This is a genomic window from Bradyrhizobium erythrophlei (genome assembly GCF_042430365.1).
GTDB lineage: Bacteria > Pseudomonadota > Alphaproteobacteria > Rhizobiales > Xanthobacteraceae > Bradyrhizobium > Bradyrhizobium erythrophlei.
On the sequence record NZ_JBHMET010000065.1, the window covers coordinates 27,114 to 43,825 of the forward strand.

Sequence of the window (16,712 nt, forward strand, 5' to 3'; positions counted from 1 at the left end):
GCCTGAGGACGCCGGATCAGGCCAACTCCTTCGTCGACACAGCGCAACGGAAGATGATGCGCGTCCGCATCCTCTCGCGCGCTGTGCCGGCCGCGCCCTACCTGTTCAGCACCTTCAGCCAGACATCGCCGAGGATGATCGGCTCGCGCGGAGCGAGGTAGGTCAGGCCGGCGGCTTGGCCGAGCTGAGCGATCGTGCCTGCACCTTGCAGGTCCGACAGCACCTTGTTGACCGCTTCCAGCAACGCCTTGTCGGTTTCGAGCGCGACATAGCCTCTGTTGGCGCCGATTGGATAGTAGTAGCCGGACGGCGCGATCTTGGTGTCGGGATGGCCCGCGCGGTAGGCGTCGAACCGGCGCAGGTCGAGCAATGTGGCGTCATACTCGCCGCGATCGAGATCGCCGAGCAGGTCGCTGCGGCCAGGCACGAGATGCGTGATGTCGTCGATCAGCTTGCCCTTGTCGAAAGTCATGAGAACAGCGTCGCCGAGCGTGCCGCTTTCGATCGCGATGCGCAGGCCTGCGAGATCGCCGATGCCGGCGATCTTGCGCTCCTTGATCTTGTCCCTGGCCTTGGGGCCGAGCACGACGGTCATCGGCGAATAGTTATAGGGCTGGCTATGGATCAGCACGCCGACCGGAATACGCCGGCGACGATCGTCGCGCGTGGCGCCGTCGAAGTCCGGCAGCCTTGCCGTCTTCACGCCGGGCACGACGAGCGAGTCCTTGGTCAGCGCGTAGCCGCCGACCAGCGAGCAGCGACCATCGGAGAGCAGGGCATTGGCCTCGAGCGCCGGGCTCGAGTCCTCGTCGAGCTTGCTCTCGAACCACTGGATCTTGAGCGGCCGCCCGAGCCGTTCCGCGATAGTCTGCGCGAGCGCGACGTCGAAGCCCGAATCGGGCTTGCCGCGATGATGCGCCGACAGCGGCGGCAGGTCCTCGTCGAGACAGACCTTGAGCGGCTCGTCGGCGGCTTGTGCCGTCGTCACCATCGCCCCCGCAAGAAGGAGCGCAGTCACCGGGGCGGCAAGGATCGCTCTCATGGATTCCTCCGGCTCACGACAAAGGCCCAGAGGTCGGCGATCTCCTGCTCGCTCAGGATGTCGGCCCAGGGCGGCATTTTGCCGTTCTTGCCTTGCTTGACGGTCGTGACGAAGCGCGTCTTGTCGTCGGGAAAGGCGCGCAGGTCCGGCGTGACCGTGCCGGAATTGACCATGTTGGGCCCGTGGCAGTGCGAGCAGGTCTTCGCGTAGGTCACCTTGCCCTGGTCGGCCAGGCCCGCGAGATCGTTGGCACCGGGTTGCTGTGCGGCAGCCGGGATCAGCATGATCGAGGTCGCCGCGACGGCGGCGAACATCGCCGCCGTCCACAGAGTTGCTCTTTCAGTCACGTGCGATCCGCGCTCAGTTCTTGACCGCGAAAACCCACAGCGAGCCGCCGGTCGGCACCTTCGCAAGCCGCTCGTCGCCGGAGAAGATCGAGTACACGCCGCCATAGCCCGAAGCGACAGCGACGTACTGAACGCCATCCTGCTGCCAGGTCACCGGCTGACCTTCGATGCCGGAGCCGGTCTGGAAGCCCCAGAGCTTGTTGCCAGTGTCGGCGTCGAACGCGTCGAACTCGCCGGTCAACTGCCCGGAGAACACGACGCCGCCTGCGGTCGAGAGCACGCCGGAAAAGCGCGGGATGTCGCTCGCCACTTCCCATTTGCTCTTTCCGGTCATGGGGTCGATCGCCTTGAGATGGCCGCGCGGTCCGTTCGGCCATGCCCAGGGGTCGGTCAGATCCATGCCGACATACCATTCGCCCTGCTTGTAGGTTGCGGGCTCGGACTTGTAGTTGCCGCCGATGTTGAGCGTATTGGCGTAGGCGAGGCCGGTCTTGGGACTGTACGACATCGGCTCCCAGTTCTTGCCGCCGAGGATCGACGGCTGGACCAGGACCTTCTTGCCGTCACGCGCGTCCTTGGTGACGTCGGTCTCGATCGGACGGCCGGTCTTCATGTCGATGCCGCTCGCCCAGTTGACGGTCACGTAAGGATTGGCCGCGAGCAGCTTCCCATTGGTGCGATCGAGCACGTAGAAGAAGCCGTTGCGGTTGGCGTCCATCAGCACCTTGGTCGGCTTGCCTTCGATGGTCATGTCGGCAAGCACCATCTCGGCAACCGCGTCATAGTCGAACGGGTTGTTCGGCGAGAACTGATAGTGCCACTTGATCTTGCCGGTCTTCGGATCGAGCGCGAGCACCGCGCAGGTGTAGAGGTTGTCGCCGGGACGCACTGCCGAGTTGAACGGTCCGGGATTGCCTATGCCCCAATAGACCGTGTTCAGCTCGGGATCATAGGAGCCGGTGATCCAGGTCGACCCGCCGCCGAGCTTCCAGGTGTCGCCCTTCCAGGTGTCGCCACCGGGCTCATCCGGGGACGGGACCGAGTAGGTGCGCCAGAGACGTTTTCCTGTCGCCGGATCCCAGCCGTCGATGAAGCCGCGGGTGCCGAACTCGGCGCCGGACATGCCGGTGATCACGACGCCGTCGGCGACCAGCGGTGCCACCGTCATCGAGTAGCCTTCCTTGATGTCGGCGGCCTTTTGTCGCCACAGCTCCTTGCCGGTCTTGGCGTCGAGCGCGATCACATTGGCGTCGAGCGTGGTGCGGAACACCTTGCCGTCATACAGAGCGGCGCCGCGGTTGATGATGCCGCAGCAGACGATCCGCGGTGTCTCGGCCGGATACTCGACCTTGGTCTTCCAGATCTGCTTGCCGGTCTTGGCGTCGACCGCCATCGTCGCATTGTTCGTGGTGACGTAGATGACGCCCTGGTAGACGAGCGGCTGCGATTCTTCGCTGCGGTCGTCGGAGAAACTATAATTCCAAACGGGAACGAGGTTCTTTGCGTTGTCCTTGTTGATCTGCGTGAGCGGGCTGAACCGCTGCAGATTGTAACCCATGCCGTAGTTGAGAACGTTCGATGTGTCGGTCGCACCCTTGATCAACTCGTCGTTGGTCTGGGCGCTTGCACCATAGGATGCAAGAATCACGAGGCTTGCGGCCAGCGCAATGCGTTTCATCAGTTCCTCCCAATGGACTCTTGTGCACGCCTATTGACGTTGCAGGTGCAACCATCCGCCTGAAACCAAAACGCGTCAATATGAAAAGGAAGGCGAAGCCTGAGCCTGCAAAACAGGCGCGCCGCACGGACCGACGTGTTCACAACACCCATTGGCGAATTGGCGCTGGCATAACCGACGCCACCGTCAGCTGATCGGCACGATGTTTTGCGTTTACGCGCTACGCCGGCCATCTCGTTTTGTGTGGTGCAGCGAGATCGTGCAATTTGGAAGCATGCGGGTCTGGCTTACTCGGTCAGCTCGGCGGCGCGTGCGGACAGGCACTCGACCGCGGCTTTGCACCGCGTTTGTCGGGCGGCACGTTGCAATTGTCGATGCGCTGTTCGTCCGTCCATTTGGGGCCGAGCCTCTCCTTGCCGGTGAGCGCGCCTTGCCGCTTGGCTGCATCATCGTGCGGGGTTGGCTGAACGGTCTGGGCCGGCGCCGACGCGATCAAGCAGAGCGCGAAGACGCAGTGCAGTGCCGTGATTGACGTGCAGCGCATGGATGGCCTCACATATTCCTATGGTGCAATGCAAGCGCGAGATCGAACATGTCGTCCTAACGACCCGCTGCGTCCACCCGAAACCCGACAAGCGCGCGGCGATATTTTGCGTGGCTTGTGCGGGCACTGAGTGAAACTGCTATGGTGCGTAACGACTTATGGATAATGTTCTACGGCGTTCGGATTGAAGGAGACAGACAATGATATCGCGTCGATCCGTTGCTTTGACCTTGGCTCTCGCCGTCGTTTCGGGGCCCGCCCTGGCGAAGTCGCGCCGCCGCAGCGTGCTCGAGATGCTTGATCCCGACAATGACGGCACCGTCGATCTGGCCGAGGCCAAGAAGGCTGCTACGGCCTTGTTTGCGAGGCTGGATCCGGATCATGACGGCACGCTTGACGTCCGTGAATTGAGGGGCAGGCTCACCGCAAAGGAGCTTGCCGCCGCGGACCCCGATCACGATGGGACGTTGACGCTCGACGAATACCTTGCCGTCGTGGAGCAGCGCTTCAATGCCGCTGATCCCGATCACGACGGAACGCTGGATGCGAAGGAGCTGAATTCGCGTGCCGGTCGGGCGCTGTTGCGCCTGCTCAAGTAGGGTGAGGCGCTACCCTTCGGCTGGTCCGGGAGAGGCCGGTGACTGCCGAGTCGATGCTGCGTTGGCTCGTGACAAAAAAAGTTGCGATTTCCCTCCTGGGCAAGACATGTCCGGAGCGAATGGCTTTGCTCTCCGGCGCAACGCGCGGCGTGAAGCGAAAAACGTGTGACGGAACAACGTCCGGATTTCCCGATTCCTGGAATCTCGGGATGCGTCACCGGACCCTTGGACGATCCGGCATGTCCAGTAGCGAAGTCGGCTGCCACCACCCCGACTTGCACTGGACTGGACGTGGCCCTAGCTTCCGGCGCGGCGCGAGGTTTGCGCCAATTTGCTTGGGAGGACCCGAATGACCTGGAAAACTCCGAAGATCGTCGAAGTGTCGGTGGGCATGGAAATCAACATGTACGCCTGCGCTGCGCGCAAGTAAGTGAGGCGACCTGCCCGGCTCGTGCAGCTTGCTGCATCGAGCCGCGGCAGGCGTCCAGCTCTACGGCTCCCGAATTCCCTGCGGCGGCCTGCGTTTGACGAGGGCCGTCAGGCTCCGCTCACAGGTTCTTCATATCGACGTGGATATCGACACCTCATTTGCCGAGGTGCGCGAGGTGCTTGGTTGCGGCATGCCCATCGATTTGCCCGCCGGCCATGGTTGCCCTAGGCTGCAGTTCCGCGCCGCGGTCTTGCGGTTCACAAGGGCTCATGATTCTCGTCACCAAAACGGCCCGTCGGGCAACGGCGTTCTGCGCAGCGGTCGCGGCTCTTGTCGTCGTGTGGCCATTTGCCGTGCAGGCCGAAGACATCGATACCGAGCACATTTTCGGCTTCATGATCGGCACCGACGTCGGCAATCGGGGCGAGCGCGAATTCCAGACCCAGACCACCGGGCGCTTCTCCAGGGACAGTGGTCGCTATCGCGCGATCAGCCAGCAACTCGAACTGGAATTCGTCCCGGTTGAGAATTTCCGCATCGAGCTCGGAACGGCGTTCATGGCGCACGACATCGGCGGCGTCTCCGGCCTTGATGACCGCCGCCAATTGTCATGGCAGAACGTCTCGGTGGATTTCCGTTACCGGTTTCTCGATCGCGCGACCGCGCCGTTCGGCCTGACGCTGGCGGCGGAAACCCACGCCGACCGCGTCGATGAAACCACGGCCTCCGTGGTGCGCGGCTACGGCACCGAGTTCACGCTGGCGTTCGACCATGAGGTGATCCCGAACGTCGCCGTGGCCGCGCTCAACCTGATCTACGAGCCGGAGTGGACGCGGATGCCGCGGAGTGGCGCCGCGGAACAGGAGGCCACGGTCGGCGCGGCGTTCGGGCTTATGGCGCGAGTTCGTCCGGACATCCTGATCGGCGGTGAGGCGCGCTATTTCCGGAAGTATGAGGGGATCGGCCTCGACGAATTCGCCGGCCAGGCGCTGTTCATCGGCCCGACGGCCTATTGGCAGATCTCCGAACGCTCGCGGCTGACCGCGACCTGGAGCGTCCAGGCCTGGGGGCGTCCGGCCGGGACCAATGCCTCGCTCGACCTGGTGAATTTCGAACGCCACCAGGCGCGGCTGGTATTTGGCGTCAATTTCTAGGGTTCCCGTGGCGGCTCACAGGGCTGTGAAACCACGCGAGGCGCGTAACGTATCTCGACGTGTTATCTACTCGCAGGCACGTTCTCAGGATTACGCGCATGAACCCGATCGATCTGATCGTCACCGTCTGTGCCGTGCTTTCGCCGGCCACCTGCGAGGAGCAGCATCTCCTGTTCAACTGGAGCGGCTCGCTGCAGCAATGCGTGATGGCCGCGCCGCCCTATATCGCGCAGTGGGTCGGCGAGCATCCGAAATGGACCGCGGTGAGGTGGCGCTGCGAATATCCGCACCGGAATGACCGTGCCGGCACGGGCGGCGTCGGCCCGGCGGGTTGAGCGCCTACTTGCTGCAATCCTTCAGATCCTTGTCGGAAATCGAGAACACCGCGTCCGCTTTGATCTCGATATCGCGGACCAAGCACTGCTTCGAGCCGCGATAGCTGACCTTGGCGTCGTAGCGGCCGGGCTCGACGCCGGTGATCTTGAGGCGCTCGTCGTGGTCGACCTCCTTGTCCTTGTCGTTCAGCGTCTGGTTCGGACCCCAGTCATTCTTGCCCGCCGGCGACAGCTGGAAGCCGGAGATGGTCGCGCTGGTGAGATTCCACAGGCGGATGCCCTTGCCCTGCGCAAGCGCGATGCCCGGCAGCACGATCAATGAGACCCCAGCGACAAGCCACGCACGCGACATCAGAACCTCCTTCGCATTTTGATCAAGGATGACCGCGTCTCACATATTTGCAAGGTCCAACGCCGCGAGGCGCGCCTTGATGTCGTTGATCTCGTCCTCGCTGCGGCCGGCGCGGGGCGTCGCAATCGTCTCGACGTGAACGATACGGGCCGGGCGTGCCGACAGGAAGAACAGGCGGTCGCCGAGGCGGACCGCGTCGTCAAGATCGTGGGTGACGAGCAGCGTTATCATCGTCCGGCCGGCGACGAGCGTGGCGATCTCGTCGCGCAGCCGCCCGGCGAGCGCACCGTCAAGTGAGGCCAACGGCTCATCGAGGATCAGGAAGTCTGGTTCGACGGCAAAGGCGCGGGCGAGCGCGACACGGCGGGCGAGGCCGAGCGACAGCTCGCCGGGGAAATGCCCGCGATGGACGCTGAGCTCGAGTACATCGAACAGGGTCGAAAGCCTGCCGTCGTCGATAGCAGGGGCGGCGAGCCGCACATTCTCCTCGACCGAGCGCCAGGGCAACAGGCGCGGCTCCTGAAACACCATGCCGAGCCGCGCGCCGGCCGGCCGCGCAACGTGCCCCTGATAGTCATGATCGAGGCCGGCGAGGATCCTGAGGATTGTGCTCTTGCCGCAGCCGGAGGGACCGAACACCACGCCGACTTCGCCGGCATCCAGCGTGAACGCGACGCCCGACAGCACGTCGTGCCGCTTGCCGACCGCGCTTTCGAAGCTCTTGCCGGTGATGTTGACGTCAAGCCGCACGGAGCCGCCACCGCGATAGCCTGGTTTCGAACGGCTGCACCAGCAGGGTTTCGATGACGAGCACCACCGCCGCAAAGCTCAGCGAATAGGCGAGCAGGAGCGGAATGTCGAACAGCTGGAAGGCAACCCCGATCTCGAAGCCGACGCCGTTCGGCCGCCCGAGCAGCTCGGCGACCAGGACGATCTTCCAGACCAAAGAGAGGCCGGACCGCGCCGCCGCCGCGATGTAGGGCGCAAGCTGCGGCAGGATCACGTGGCGGAAGGTGCGCCCGCGCGGGACGGCAAATACCGTCGCCATCTCGTCGAGCGCCGGATCAAGCGCGCGGGCACCTTCACGCAGGGTGACGACCGCGGTCGGTAGCTTGTTGATCGCGATCGCCGCGATCGCGGCGACTTCGGTCAGCCCGGCCCAGATATAGGCAAGCACGATGACGACCAGCGCCGGCAAATTGAGCAGCAGGATCAGCCAGGGATCGCCGAGCCGGTTGGCGAGCCGCACCCGGCCCATCAGGTAGCCGATCGCAGATCCAAGCGCCATCGCAAGCGTGAAGGCGAGCGCGACACGGGCCAATGTCGCGCCGAGATTGGCGAACAATGCGCCGGATCTGGCCTCGGTGATCATCGTCGCCAGCACGACGGGCGGCGCCGGCAGCTTGGCATCGCCGATTGCGAGCGAGCCGATCCACCAGGTTGCGATGAACAGCGCGAATGACAGGAGACGCAGCACCTCAGTCTCCGGGTATAGCGTGATAGTACGTGCCCGGGTCGAGCTCTGTTGCCGTGCCCACGAGCTCGCGGCCGCCAATCTGTGCCAGCACGCGGTACAGCACGCGCGCGTCCGCCTCCTCATCGGCGATCGGGCGGCGCGGGATGCCTTCGCGGTAGCGGTCGCGATAGGCGCGCAGCGTGGCCGCGTCCGCTGCCCCGGTCAGTGGCGCGATCACGTTCCACTCGGCGTCCGAGGTCGCCAGGATCTCCTTTGCCGCGCGGGTCATCGCGACAAAGCGCGCCACGGCGTCCTGGTTGGCGTTGGCCCAGGCTTCGTCGAAGACATAGCCGATCATCGCGATGCGGCCCTTGGCGCCGAGCTTCGGCAGGATGTCTGAGATCCCGGCGAGGCGGCGAAAGCCCTTTGCTTCCAGCGTGGCGCAGAAATTCCAGAAGTTCAGGGTCGCATCCATCTCGCCGTCCAGCGCCTTGGCGGCGAGCAGCGGCGGCGCGCCGTAGACGATGGTCGACTGCGACTTGAGGTCGATGCCATCCTGCTTCAACGACGCCTGCAAGAGGAGCCAGCTCTTGTCGATCGCGCCGCCGGCGACCGCAAGCTTGCGGCCCTTGAGCTCGGCGAGGGTCTTGATCGGCGATGCGGCCGGCACCATCACCGCACCGAGCGCGCTCGAATAGGGATAGAACTGCAGCCTGGCGCCAAGCGTGCGCTCCCGCGACACCCACGGCCAGTCCGACACCATGACGTCGGCATTGCCGGCGCGGAGCGCGATCTTGCCGGCCTCCGGACTTGCGAGCTCGACGACCTCGAGTGTGAGGTTGGCCTTCTTGTCGAGGTCGTGCGAGCGAATGACGGCCAGCTCCCAGGCCAGCGTCCCGGTCTTCTGCGATGCAATGCGGATGGTCTCCGCACCGGCGGAGGTGACGACCTGGGTGGCCGCCAGAATCGCGACAGCCAGCAGCATGCGAACAGAACCGATCATCGTCTCTTGAGCCACTTCCCCAAAAGTTTTCTTCTTTGTGCTACACTCATAGCATAGCGTCCAGCTTGACAAGGGGAAGCAGGACCATGGCACGAGTTGGACTGGTACGACCGATTGTCGCCGCCCTGGCCGTGCTCGTCACGACCAACATGAGCGCGCGGGCCGAGGAGGCCAGCGACTATCCGACCTCGGCGCGGGCCGAATATGTCTTCGGCTGCATGAAGGCCAATGGTGAGACCCGGCAGGCGATCGAGCAATGCTCCTGCTCGATCGATGTCGTTGCTTCCCTGGTGCCTTATGAGCGCTATGTCACGGCGGAAACAGTGCTCAGCATGTCGCAGGTGAAGGGCAATCTTGCCGGCCAGTTCCGCTCGTCCGAACAGGCCGCGAACGCGCTCAACGACCTCAGGCGGGCGCAGGCGGAAGCCGAGGTGAGGTGCTTCTAGCCTTTCCTGCTTCCGGTCCTTCCGCGTTTTGGACGCTCCTATTCCTCATCCTGCGGAGCCCGCAGGGCGTCTCGAAGGATGTAGGCCACGATGGGCCTCATGGTTTTCCCGGCGATGCGAAGCGTCGTCCGGAGACGCGCGTTCCGCGCTCCTCACCATGAGGGGCTGGAGGCTATACTATCGGACGCGCGGCACCGCGCGCAGGCGTCAGGTTCCGGAATCGTCGGCCTTCCATTCGTGCTGGAAGACGTGCCCGTCGGTGTCCTTGGCCTCGGCGCGGAAGCGCTTGGCGCCGTTAGAGACATAGGTGAAGCGGATATTGGGATCCTCTGAGATCGAGATCCCGCCCTCCATAGCCAGCACAGGGCTGTCGTCCTGCCACAAGCGTAGCTCGTTGACGAAGAAGGCCGGGATGTAGAGCTGCGTAACCTGGTCCATCTGTAGCCCCGAATTGTTGGGATGGCCGATCATGATCTGGGCCTCGCGCGTGCCGCTCGCCGGGCCCTGGCCTGTCTTCGCGAATTGCCGGTAGCGCATCTGGCCGAGCCTCGCTTTCGCGTCGTCGGCGTTCTTGGCCGCGGGCGCCGAGCAGCCGCCGGACGCCTTCACGTAGGTCTTGGTCATGTAGAGCTTGCCGTCGCTGAGTTCGGCGACGGCGTGCACATCGGTATAGTTGTTGACACGGACCCGCGTCGAAATCTCGCTGACGTTGGCGTCCGCGCCAAGCGCGAATTTCGCGGCCATCGGCGCCGGGTTCTTGTCGATCACGAGCGTGATGCTCACCACGCGGCGGCCGTCGGCAGGCGACAGTTTCGTGCGCAGCGTCACCGGGACAATCGCGGCGTCCTCGGCGCGCGCCGGCATCTCGATGGCAACAACGTCGCTACCGTCGTTCATCGCCCGATTGTTGAAGATGTCCTGGACAAGGCCGGGCCACGGATCATACGCGTCCGTGCCGGCCGCAGGCGTGAGGCCTGTGCCCAGCCCGATCGCGAGCAGGCTTGTGATGCAGAGCAGGCGTACGCGAGATCGAGTCATGGTCGCAAATCCTGGGGCGACATCACTATAGGCCGGCGCGGCACCTATTCCCATTCAATTTCGGAGAATGCGGCGGTTGCGTTGCGCGCATTGTAGTCGTCGAACAATCGCCAGTGCGATCGTTCGGAGGATGCTGCGCCCTCGGCGGCGGCCGTGATCGGCTTGCCGGCGGCGATCAGCGCGCGGACGTCGGCCGCCAATCTTTCGAGATAACGGCGCTCGTCGGCGAGCGCCGCGGGCCATTCGCTCACAGGGCCGTGACCGGGAACCACGCGCTGCGCGGGAATGGTGGCGAGCTCGTCGAGTGCGCGCAGCCAGCCTTTGATGCTGCCGTCGACGACAGGAATATGGTCGAGGAACACGAGATCCCCGGCAAACAGCGTCCTCGTCCGCTCGTCGAACACCGTGACGTCGTTGTCGCTGTGAGCGGTCGGCCAAGCTCGCAGCAGCAGCCTTCGTGCGCCGAGGTCGAGTTCGAGCCTGTCCGCGACCTGCACGGTCGGCGGCACGATCCGTACCTCGTTGATCAGGTCGTCACCTATGGGACGACGAAAGCCGTCGAGATAGAATTGCCCTCGGGTGGCGAAGGCGCGCGGCAGGTTCTTGTGGCCGACCAGGGCGATGCCATCGCCTGAGAACGCGGCGTTGCCGAAGCTATGGTCCGGGTGGGCGTGGGTGTTGATCACATAGCGGACCGGCTTGTCGGTGTGGCTGCGGATCGCCGCGCGCAATTGCCGGCCTTCGCGAACGCTGCCGCCGGTGTCGATCACCGCAACGGCGCTGTCGCCGACGACGAACCCGACATTTGCAATCGCTCCGGCATTCTCCCGGGTCATCAGCGCGGTCTCCCCGGTGTGCACGAAGATTCCGGGGGCGACTTCGCTCACAGGCAATTCGCGCTCCTGCGCCTGCGCTATGCTTGGTGCGCCGAGTAGCAGGAGCAGCGCGATCACTGACACGCCATGGGCCATGTTTCCGCCTCAGTTTCACGTCGACGTGTGGTCGATCACGTCCGGGTTGCGTTGCAGCAAGCAACGCGACGCCGTCAAGCGGATTATTCCTGTTGCACGGCATGGCGTGCTGAGCAATCCAGGGGTGGCGGCGAACCATCCCATCAAGAGGAGACCGCGTGATGAGACGTTTAGGACGCCGCCCCATTCTGCTTGCGCTTGCCGGTGTTGCCGCCTGTCTCGTCGGCCGCGACTTCGCGCAGGCCCAAGTGAGCGATAGCGGCGAGCTCTCGATCGAGCTGGTCGATCCCAAGGTGCTGCGTATCTGCGCCGACCCGCGCAACCTGCCGTTCTCCAACGACAAGGGCGAGGGATTCGAGAACAAGCTCGGCGAGCTCTTTGCCGAGAAGCTGCAGAAGAAGCTCGACTACATGTATTTTCCGCAGGCGACCGGCTTCGTGCGGGTGACGCTCGGCTCGCATCGCTGCGATGTCATCATGGGCTTTCCGCAGGGCGATGACCTCGCGCAAGGCACCAATCCCTACTACCGCACGGCCTATGCGCTGGTGGCCAAGCAGGGCAGTGGCCTTGAGGAGGTGACGACGCTGGAAGACGAGCGGCTGAAGGGCAAGCATATTGGCATCGTCGCGGGTACGCCGCCCGCGACCAACATGGCCGTCAATGGGCTGATGGGGAATGCCAAGCCCTATCCGCTGATGATCGATACACGCTACGATTCATCGGCCGCGGCCATGATCGGCGATCTTGCCAAGGGTGAGATCGACGCAGGCATCCTTTGGGGCCCGATGGCGGGGTACTACGCCAAGAAGGCCAATCCGCCGTTGCATGTCACACCATTGGTCAAGGAGACCACGGGGCCAAAGCTGGTCTATCGCATTGGCATGGGCGTTCGTGCCGCCGATCAGAACTGGAAGCGGCAGCTCAACCGATTGATCCAGGAGAACCAGCCGGCGATCAACAAGATCCTGCTCGATTTCGGCGTCCCGTTGCTGGACGACAACAACCAGCCGATCACGGCGGAGACGGTCAGCAAGTCGCCATGACGCCGCTATCGGCAGGGATGCTTGCGGCGGCGCTGGTCATTGCCGCCCCTGCCTGTGGGCAAGACGGGCCCGAGGAGCCCGAAGACTATCGCATCGAGGACTACCGCGCGCCGGTGCCGGCGACGCTCGCCGGCGCTCGCGTGCTGACGACCGCGGATGCGGAAGCGATCTGGCGCGCGAAGTCCGGTGCCTTCATCGACGTGCTGCCGCGCGCGCCGAAGCCGCCCAATCTGCCTGATGGCACCGTCTGGCGCGACAGGCCGCGGGCAAACATCCCCGGCAGTATCTGGCTGCCGGACACAGGCTACGGAAAGCTTGCCGCAATCACGGAGGATTATCTGAAGCAGGGGCTCACCCGCGCATCGCACGGCGACAGGGACATGCTGCTGGTGATCTATTGCCAGGAGAACTGCTGGATGTCGTGGAACGCCGCCAAACGCGTGCTGTCCTATGGCTATCGCAACGTGGCCTGGTATCCCGATGGGACCGACGGGTGGGAGCGCGCGCTGCTGCCGCTTGCGGATGCGCAGCCGGAGCCGCGCGCGGGCGAGGAGAAGTGACGTCCGTCCCCGCGAGCGCCGGGGCCGTTACGGTTTCTGCTTCTCCAGCTTGTCGATCATCGTCTTGCCGCCGCTCTCCGAGGTCGAGAAGCTCACCTTGTCGCCGGCATGAATGGGTTCGAGCATCGCCCCGTTGGTCACCTTGAAATCCTGGATCACGCCGCCGGTCGTGCCGACCGTGCCCCCCTGCGACTGCTGGATCGAGATCGTTCCGGCCAATCGGTCAATCTTGGTGACCATTCCCGATAGCGATTGCTGGGCCAAGGCCGCTGACGTGACCAGACCTGCGCCCAAAAGGCTGGTCAGGGCGATCTTTCCTGCTCTCATCGATGCCTCCCGGTTTCGGAGATACAGTGGGATGCAACCGCCTGGAGACGCATTTGGTTCCGCCCGAGTGCTGTCACCGCCACACAGCTTCGTGAGGCGCGTGCCAATTTGTCGCGGTTGCTATTCCATCTCCTGCTGGATGGTGCGGCCGAGCGCGAACAGGCGCTGGTCGATCGCGGTCGGAACCTCGCAGACGAATTTCACCACCCGCCGGCGATCCTCGAAAATGCGCGTCTCCCAGACCAGCTGATTGCCGAGCTCGTCGACCTTGGCCTGGTCGGGCGGCGTCGTGTCCTGCAGGGCCTGCAGCGCCAGCGTGTCGGAGCGGATCTTCTCGGCGGCCTCGCGCTGCTTGCGCATCACCCGCTCGAGGCCGTTCAGCACCGACGAGCGCTGAGCATTAAGCGTCTCGAACAAGCCCGCGAACAGCAGCTTTCCGGCGGTTGCCTTGTCGGCAGCAGCGCCCGACAGGAAATCAGAGATCTCCTTCTGCGCGTCCTCCACCGGAACGCGTCGCGCCGCGAGTTTTGTCACCAGCGCGTTGATCCGGGGATCGTCCTTCCATTTGTTCGCGGCCTCGTCGAGCGGCGGGCCGGCCCAGACGGCGGCAAGCGAGACTTCGGGGACCTTGGCTTGCGCGCATGGCCAGTCGGGATAGCGTGGGTCGGCGGCATGTGCGGTCTGGCCCGACAGCGCAATTGCGAGCAGCGCACCGACCATCACATGCCGACTTGCACTCCGCGAGGTCATGCTTCGCCTCCGCCGGGCCCGCGGCGCACCAGGCCGCGCGATGGGTCGTAAGCATAGATCGCGCCGATCATGAAGGCTATCGTGCAGCCGCCGACAACGGCGAGTGAGACCCAGTTCATCTGCCCGTACAGTGCAAAGCGGATCAGTTCCACCGCATGCGTGAACGGATTGAACAGGCAGATGTAGTACAGCATCGGGCTGCCTTCCTGCACCCGCCACAGCGGGTACAGCGCCGAAGACGCAAAGAACATCGGGAAGATGACAAAGTTCATCACACCCGCGAAATTCTCGAGCTGCTTGATACCGGACGAGATCAGCATGCCCAATGCGCCCAGCATCAGGCCGGACAGGATTAGCGCCGGCAGCACCGTGAGATAGCCGATCGCAGGCGGCGCGATATCCCAGAACCAGGCGATCAGCAGGAAGGCATAGACCTGCAGCAGCGAGACCGCGGTGCCCGCGAGCAGTTTGCAGAACAGGAGGTAACCGCGCGGCAGCGGGCTCACCAGAAGCGTCCGCATATTGCCCATCTCGCGGTCATAGACCATCGAGAGCGACGACTGCATGCCGTTGAAAAGCTGGATCATCGCCATCAGGCCGGGCGCGATATAGACCTCGTAGAGGATGTAGGTCTCGTAGGGCGGGATGATGGAGATGCCGAGCACCTGGCGGAAGCCGGTGGCGAAGATGAACAGCCACACCAGCGGCCGGACCAGCGCGGACACGAAGCGCTCGCGTTGATGCAGGAAGCGCAACGCCTCGCGCCACACAATGCCGTTCAGGCAGATGACGTATTCGGACAGCGAGAATCCGGTTCTTGACGGGGAGGCGGTCGTGCTGCTCATGTTGCCGGCTTTCCCGAAAGCGTTGCCGTCCCCGTCAGGCGCATGAACGCGGTGTTGACGTCCTGGGCGCCGGTCTCAGCGATCACGCGCGAGACCTGACCGTTGGCCAGCACCTTGCCCTGATGCAGTACGACAAGATTGTCGCTCGGCATGATCTCGTCGAACAGATGGGTTGCCCAGAGCACGCCGATGCCCTGTTCGGTGACGAGCTGGCGGACGTGGTCGAGGATGTCGGCGCGCGCCTTGACGTCGAGGCCGACGGTCGCCTCGTCGAGCAGCAAGAGCCTTGGCCGGTGCAACAGCGCGCGGGCGATTTCGAGCCGCCGCATCTGGCCGCCCGAGAGGTCGCGCACCTTGCTGCCGGCGCGGTCGGCGAGGCCGATGCGGGTCAGCACCTCGCCGGCGCGCAGGCGCGCCTCACGCCGCGAGATGCCGTGTAATGCGGCGTGGTACAGCAGGTTCTGCGTCAGCGAGAGGTCGAGGTCGAGCGTGCGCGGCTGGAACACCACGCCGAGCAGCCGCAGCGCTTCGCCAGGCGCCCGGCTGATGTCGTGGCCGAAGATGCTGATCTGTCCGTTTTGAATGCCGAACAGCCGCGTCACCAGCGAGAACAGCGTGCTTTTGCCGGCGCCATTGAGGCCGAGCAGCGCGGTGAAGCTCGCCGGTTCGACGGTGAAGCTCACATCGATCAAGGCACGCCGCGGTCCGTAGGAATGGCTGATGTGGCCGATCGACAGCGCAGGCAGCGCGGCGCCGCCTTGCCGCGCACCCGGGTCAGGCAAGGTCTGATTGGCGATGGGCGCGTCGGTTGCGGTCATGGCTGTGCGATCGTGATGCCCCAGGGCAGTTCGCCGACCTGGATGGTCTTGATCACCTTCTGGGCCGCGACATCAATGACGGAGACGTCGTTCGAGACGCCGTTGGTCACCAGCAGGTACTTCTCGTCCGGCGTGAAGGTCATGTGCCAGACGCGCTGGCCGACCAGGAGATACTTCGTCACCTTGTGGCTCGCGCCATCGACGATAGCGACGCGGTTGGCGGGACCGAGCGCGATGAACGCGGTCTTGCCGTCTTTGGTCATGCCGATGCCGACCGGCTGGATCGCCTCGCGCCGCAGGCCGGGGATATCGAAGGTGATCTTGCCGGTCACCTCATGCTTGACGGGATCGACGATCGACACCGTGCCGCCGATCTCGGAGGACACCCACAACTCGGAGCCGTCGCGCTTGAATTCGGCAAAGCGCGGCCGCGCGTCGACCAGCACATTCGCCACGATCTGGCGCGTTGCCGTGTCGATGAAATGCGCCATGTTAGTGGTCTCGGACGTGTTGATCAGGATCTTGCCGTCCGGGCTGATCGTCATGCCCTCGGGCTCCACGCCGACCTGGATGTCGCCGAGCCTGGCGCGCTTTTCGAGATCGATGATCGTGACCGTATTGTCGTTTTCGTTGGCGACATACATGGTCTTGCCGGCGGCGTCCTGGGTGAACAGTTCAGGGTCGGGGCCGGAGGGCAGGGTGTCGACGATCTCCTGGGTCTTGGCATCGATCAGCTGGATGGTGTCGTCGTCGCCGACCGCGACCATCACGAACTTGCCGTCGCGCGTGAACTCGATGCCGCGCGGCCGCTGGCCGACCTTGATGGTCTTGGTCACAGTCCAGCTGTCGGTGTCGATCACCGAGACCGTATTGCTCTTCTCGTTGGAGACGTAGGCGACAAAGGCGGACGCCGGCGCGGTGGCGGCAAGCCAGGCTGATAGTCCGATTAGCAGGCGGCGGCGCCACATCCGTTC

General features: G+C 64.3%; 22 protein-coding genes. 7 read left to right on the forward strand and 15 right to left on the reverse strand.

Annotated features, from left to right (window positions below; all coding sequences use genetic code 11):
- Window positions 1-97: 97 nt before the first annotated feature.
- The 4 genes from ACFFWD_RS11685 to ACFFWD_RS11700 all read right to left on the reverse strand — a co-directional run bounded on the left by ACFFWD_RS11685 (window position 98) and on the right by ACFFWD_RS11700 (window position 3,611).
- On the reverse strand, window positions 98-1,042 hold the full coding sequence (locus ACFFWD_RS11685) for a substrate-binding periplasmic protein (protein WP_376965077.1): 945 nt from the start codon (window positions 1,040-1,042) through the stop codon (window positions 98-100).
- On the reverse strand, window positions 1,039-1,326 hold the full coding sequence (locus tag ACFFWD_RS11690) for a c-type cytochrome (RefSeq protein WP_376965234.1): 288 nt from the start codon (window positions 1,324-1,326) through the stop codon (window positions 1,039-1,041). Before ACFFWD_RS11690 ends, ACFFWD_RS11685 begins: the two co-directional genes overlap by 4 nt.
- Before the next feature lie 76 nt (window positions 1,327-1,402).
- Entirely contained in the window at window positions 1,403-3,067 is a 1,665-nt protein-coding gene (locus tag ACFFWD_RS11695; RefSeq protein WP_376965079.1) for a methanol/ethanol family PQQ-dependent dehydrogenase, read from the reverse strand.
- A 295-nt stretch (window positions 3,068-3,362) separates the two neighbouring features.
- Entirely contained in the window at window positions 3,363-3,611 is a 249-nt protein-coding gene (locus tag ACFFWD_RS11700; protein WP_376965081.1) for a hypothetical protein, read from the reverse strand.
- 200 nt (window positions 3,612-3,811) lie between these two features.
- Between ACFFWD_RS11700 and lanM the strand changes: the two genes are divergently transcribed.
- The 4 genes from lanM (at window position 3,812) to ACFFWD_RS11720 (ending at window position 6,129) form a co-directional block, all read left to right on the forward strand.
- Window positions 3,812-4,210, forward strand: coding sequence for a lanmodulin LanM (gene lanM / locus ACFFWD_RS11705; protein WP_376965083.1), 399 nt, complete (start codon window positions 3,812-3,814; stop codon window positions 4,208-4,210).
- Window positions 4,211-4,559: 349 nt separating this feature from the next.
- On the forward strand, window positions 4,560-4,640 hold the full coding sequence (gene pqqA / locus ACFFWD_RS11710) for a pyrroloquinoline quinone precursor peptide PqqA (protein WP_296514783.1): 81 nt from the start codon (window positions 4,560-4,562) through the stop codon (window positions 4,638-4,640).
- Between the two features lie 269 nt (window positions 4,641-4,909).
- Window positions 4,910-5,794, forward strand: a complete 885-nt coding sequence (locus tag ACFFWD_RS11715; protein WP_376965085.1) for a DUF6662 family protein — start codon at window positions 4,910-4,912, stop codon at window positions 5,792-5,794.
- A 98-nt stretch (window positions 5,795-5,892) separates the two neighbouring features.
- Window positions 5,893-6,129, forward strand: a complete 237-nt coding sequence (locus ACFFWD_RS11720; RefSeq protein ID WP_376965087.1) for a hypothetical protein — start codon at window positions 5,893-5,895, stop codon at window positions 6,127-6,129.
- A gap of 4 nt (window positions 6,130-6,133) precedes the next feature.
- Here ACFFWD_RS11720 and ACFFWD_RS11725 read toward each other — a convergent pair whose 3' ends face one another.
- Genes ACFFWD_RS11725 through ACFFWD_RS11740 form a run of 4 tightly spaced genes read right to left on the reverse strand, consistent with a single transcriptional unit; the run spans window position 6,134 to window position 8,922 of the window.
- Window positions 6,134-6,481 (reverse strand): hypothetical protein, encoded by a 348-nt coding sequence (locus tag ACFFWD_RS11725; RefSeq protein WP_376965089.1) that lies wholly within the window; start codon window positions 6,479-6,481, stop codon window positions 6,134-6,136.
- A 39-nt stretch (window positions 6,482-6,520) separates the two neighbouring features.
- Entirely contained in the window at window positions 6,521-7,231 is a 711-nt protein-coding gene (locus ACFFWD_RS11730) for an ABC transporter ATP-binding protein (protein WP_376965091.1), read from the reverse strand.
- Window positions 7,221-7,958, reverse strand: a complete 738-nt coding sequence (locus ACFFWD_RS11735) for an ABC transporter permease (RefSeq protein WP_376965093.1) — start codon at window positions 7,956-7,958, stop codon at window positions 7,221-7,223. The genes ACFFWD_RS11730 and ACFFWD_RS11735 overlap by 11 nt, the downstream gene beginning before the upstream one ends.
- A gap of 1 nt (window position 7,959) precedes the next feature.
- The gene (locus tag ACFFWD_RS11740) at window positions 7,960-8,922 is read right to left on the reverse strand and encodes an ABC transporter substrate-binding protein (RefSeq protein ID WP_376965236.1); all 963 of its coding nucleotides are present in this window, start codon (window positions 8,920-8,922) and stop codon (window positions 7,960-7,962) included.
- 104 nt (window positions 8,923-9,026) lie between these two features.
- Here ACFFWD_RS11740 and ACFFWD_RS11745 point away from each other — a divergent pair, with 104 nt between their 5' ends.
- Window positions 9,027-9,386, forward strand: coding sequence for a hypothetical protein (locus ACFFWD_RS11745; RefSeq protein ID WP_376965095.1), 360 nt, complete (start codon window positions 9,027-9,029; stop codon window positions 9,384-9,386).
- A gap of 207 nt (window positions 9,387-9,593) precedes the next feature.
- Here the strand turns inward: ACFFWD_RS11745 and ACFFWD_RS11750 are convergent, their stop codons facing one another.
- Together ACFFWD_RS11750 and ACFFWD_RS11755 are read right to left on the reverse strand one after the other, a co-directional pair.
- Window positions 9,594-10,424 (reverse strand): quinoprotein dehydrogenase-associated SoxYZ-like carrier, encoded by an 831-nt coding sequence (locus ACFFWD_RS11750; RefSeq protein WP_376965097.1) that lies wholly within the window; start codon window positions 10,422-10,424, stop codon window positions 9,594-9,596.
- A gap of 44 nt (window positions 10,425-10,468) precedes the next feature.
- Window positions 10,469-11,395, reverse strand: a complete 927-nt coding sequence (locus tag ACFFWD_RS11755; RefSeq protein ID WP_376965099.1) for a quinoprotein relay system zinc metallohydrolase 2 — start codon at window positions 11,393-11,395, stop codon at window positions 10,469-10,471.
- A 161-nt stretch (window positions 11,396-11,556) separates the two neighbouring features.
- Between ACFFWD_RS11755 and ACFFWD_RS11760 the strand changes: the two genes are divergently transcribed.
- Together ACFFWD_RS11760 and ACFFWD_RS11765 are read left to right on the forward strand one after the other, a co-directional pair.
- Window positions 11,557-12,438 carry a substrate-binding domain-containing protein gene (locus ACFFWD_RS11760; protein ID WP_376965101.1) on the forward strand — a complete coding sequence of 294 codons (882 nt, stop codon included), beginning with the start codon at window positions 11,557-11,559 and terminating at the stop codon, window positions 12,436-12,438.
- A complete protein-coding gene (locus ACFFWD_RS11765; protein WP_376965103.1) occupies window positions 12,435-12,998 on the forward strand; it encodes a PQQ-dependent catabolism-associated CXXCW motif protein in 564 nt (187 codons plus the stop codon). The genes ACFFWD_RS11760 and ACFFWD_RS11765 overlap by 4 nt, the downstream gene beginning before the upstream one ends.
- 27 nt (window positions 12,999-13,025) lie before the next feature.
- On the opposite strand, the gene ACFFWD_RS11770 is transcribed toward ACFFWD_RS11765, so the two are convergent.
- The 5 genes from ACFFWD_RS11770 to ACFFWD_RS11790 form a co-directional block, all read right to left on the reverse strand.
- Window positions 13,026-13,325 carry a copper-binding protein gene (locus ACFFWD_RS11770; protein WP_376965105.1) on the reverse strand — a complete coding sequence of 100 codons (300 nt, stop codon included), beginning with the start codon at window positions 13,323-13,325 and terminating at the stop codon, window positions 13,026-13,028.
- Between the two features lie 120 nt (window positions 13,326-13,445).
- Complete coding sequence (locus tag ACFFWD_RS11775) at window positions 13,446-14,045, reverse strand: hypothetical protein (protein WP_376965238.1); 600 nt, start codon at window positions 14,043-14,045, stop codon at window positions 13,446-13,448.
- A gap of 26 nt (window positions 14,046-14,071) precedes the next feature.
- A complete protein-coding gene (pedC, locus tag ACFFWD_RS11780; protein WP_376965107.1) occupies window positions 14,072-14,920 on the reverse strand; it encodes a lanthanide ABC transporter permease protein PedC in 849 nt (282 codons plus the stop codon).
- Window positions 14,917-15,738 (reverse strand): lanthanide ABC transporter ATP-binding protein PedB/LutE, encoded by an 822-nt coding sequence (gene pedB / locus ACFFWD_RS11785; RefSeq protein ID WP_376965109.1) that lies wholly within the window; start codon window positions 15,736-15,738, stop codon window positions 14,917-14,919. The genes pedC and pedB overlap by 4 nt, the downstream gene beginning before the upstream one ends.
- Entirely contained in the window at window positions 15,735-16,706 is a 972-nt protein-coding gene (locus ACFFWD_RS11790) for a YVTN family beta-propeller repeat protein (protein WP_376965111.1), read from the reverse strand. The genes pedB and ACFFWD_RS11790 overlap by 4 nt, the downstream gene beginning before the upstream one ends.
- Window positions 16,707-16,712 lie beyond the last annotated feature (6 nt).

Coding starts and splice junctions, on each gene's coding strand:
- ACFFWD_RS11755 (WP_376965099.1), bottom strand. CDS start 11,395: ATGGCCCATGGCGTGTCAGTGATCGCGCTGCTCCTGCTACTCGGCGCA.
- ACFFWD_RS11695 (WP_376965079.1), bottom strand. CDS start 3,067: ATGAAACGCATTGCGCTGGCCGCAAGCCTCGTGATTCTTGCATCCTAT.
- lanM (WP_376965083.1), top strand. CDS start 3,812: ATGATATCGCGTCGATCCGTTGCTTTGACCTTGGCTCTCGCCGTCGTT.
- ACFFWD_RS11685 (WP_376965077.1), bottom strand. CDS start 1,042: ATGAGAGCGATCCTTGCCGCCCCGGTGACTGCGCTCCTTCTTGCGGGG.
- ACFFWD_RS11740 (WP_376965236.1), bottom strand. CDS start 8,922: ATGCTGCTGGCTGTCGCGATTCTGGCGGCCACCCAGGTCGTCACCTCC.
- pqqA (WP_296514783.1), top strand. CDS start 4,560: ATGACCTGGAAAACTCCGAAGATCGTCGAAGTGTCGGTGGGCATGGAA.
- pedC (WP_376965107.1), bottom strand. CDS start 14,920: ATGAGCAGCACGACCGCCTCCCCGTCAAGAACCGGATTCTCGCTGTCC.
- ACFFWD_RS11790 (WP_376965111.1), bottom strand. CDS start 16,706: ATGTGGCGCCGCCGCCTGCTAATCGGACTATCAGCCTGGCTTGCCGCC.
- ACFFWD_RS11765 (WP_376965103.1), top strand. CDS start 12,435: ATGACGCCGCTATCGGCAGGGATGCTTGCGGCGGCGCTGGTCATTGCC.
- pedB (WP_376965109.1), bottom strand. CDS start 15,738: ATGACCGCAACCGACGCGCCCATCGCCAATCAGACCTTGCCTGACCCG.
- ACFFWD_RS11720 (WP_376965087.1), top strand. CDS start 5,893: ATGAACCCGATCGATCTGATCGTCACCGTCTGTGCCGTGCTTTCGCCG.
- ACFFWD_RS11715 (WP_376965085.1), top strand. CDS start 4,910: ATGATTCTCGTCACCAAAACGGCCCGTCGGGCAACGGCGTTCTGCGCA.
- ACFFWD_RS11700 (WP_376965081.1), bottom strand. CDS start 3,611: ATGCGCTGCACGTCAATCACGGCACTGCACTGCGTCTTCGCGCTCTGC.
- ACFFWD_RS11725 (WP_376965089.1), bottom strand. CDS start 6,481: ATGTCGCGTGCGTGGCTTGTCGCTGGGGTCTCATTGATCGTGCTGCCG.
- ACFFWD_RS11745 (WP_376965095.1), top strand. CDS start 9,027: ATGGCACGAGTTGGACTGGTACGACCGATTGTCGCCGCCCTGGCCGTG.
- ACFFWD_RS11770 (WP_376965105.1), bottom strand. CDS start 13,325: ATGAGAGCAGGAAAGATCGCCCTGACCAGCCTTTTGGGCGCAGGTCTG.
- ACFFWD_RS11775 (WP_376965238.1), bottom strand. CDS start 14,045: ATGGTCGGTGCGCTGCTCGCAATTGCGCTGTCGGGCCAGACCGCACAT.
- ACFFWD_RS11690 (WP_376965234.1), bottom strand. CDS start 1,326: ATGCTGATCCCGGCTGCCGCACAGCAACCCGGTGCCAACGATCTCGCG.
- ACFFWD_RS11760 (WP_376965101.1), top strand. CDS start 11,557: ATGAGACGTTTAGGACGCCGCCCCATTCTGCTTGCGCTTGCCGGTGTT.
- ACFFWD_RS11750 (WP_376965097.1), bottom strand. CDS start 10,424: ATGACTCGATCTCGCGTACGCCTGCTCTGCATCACAAGCCTGCTCGCG.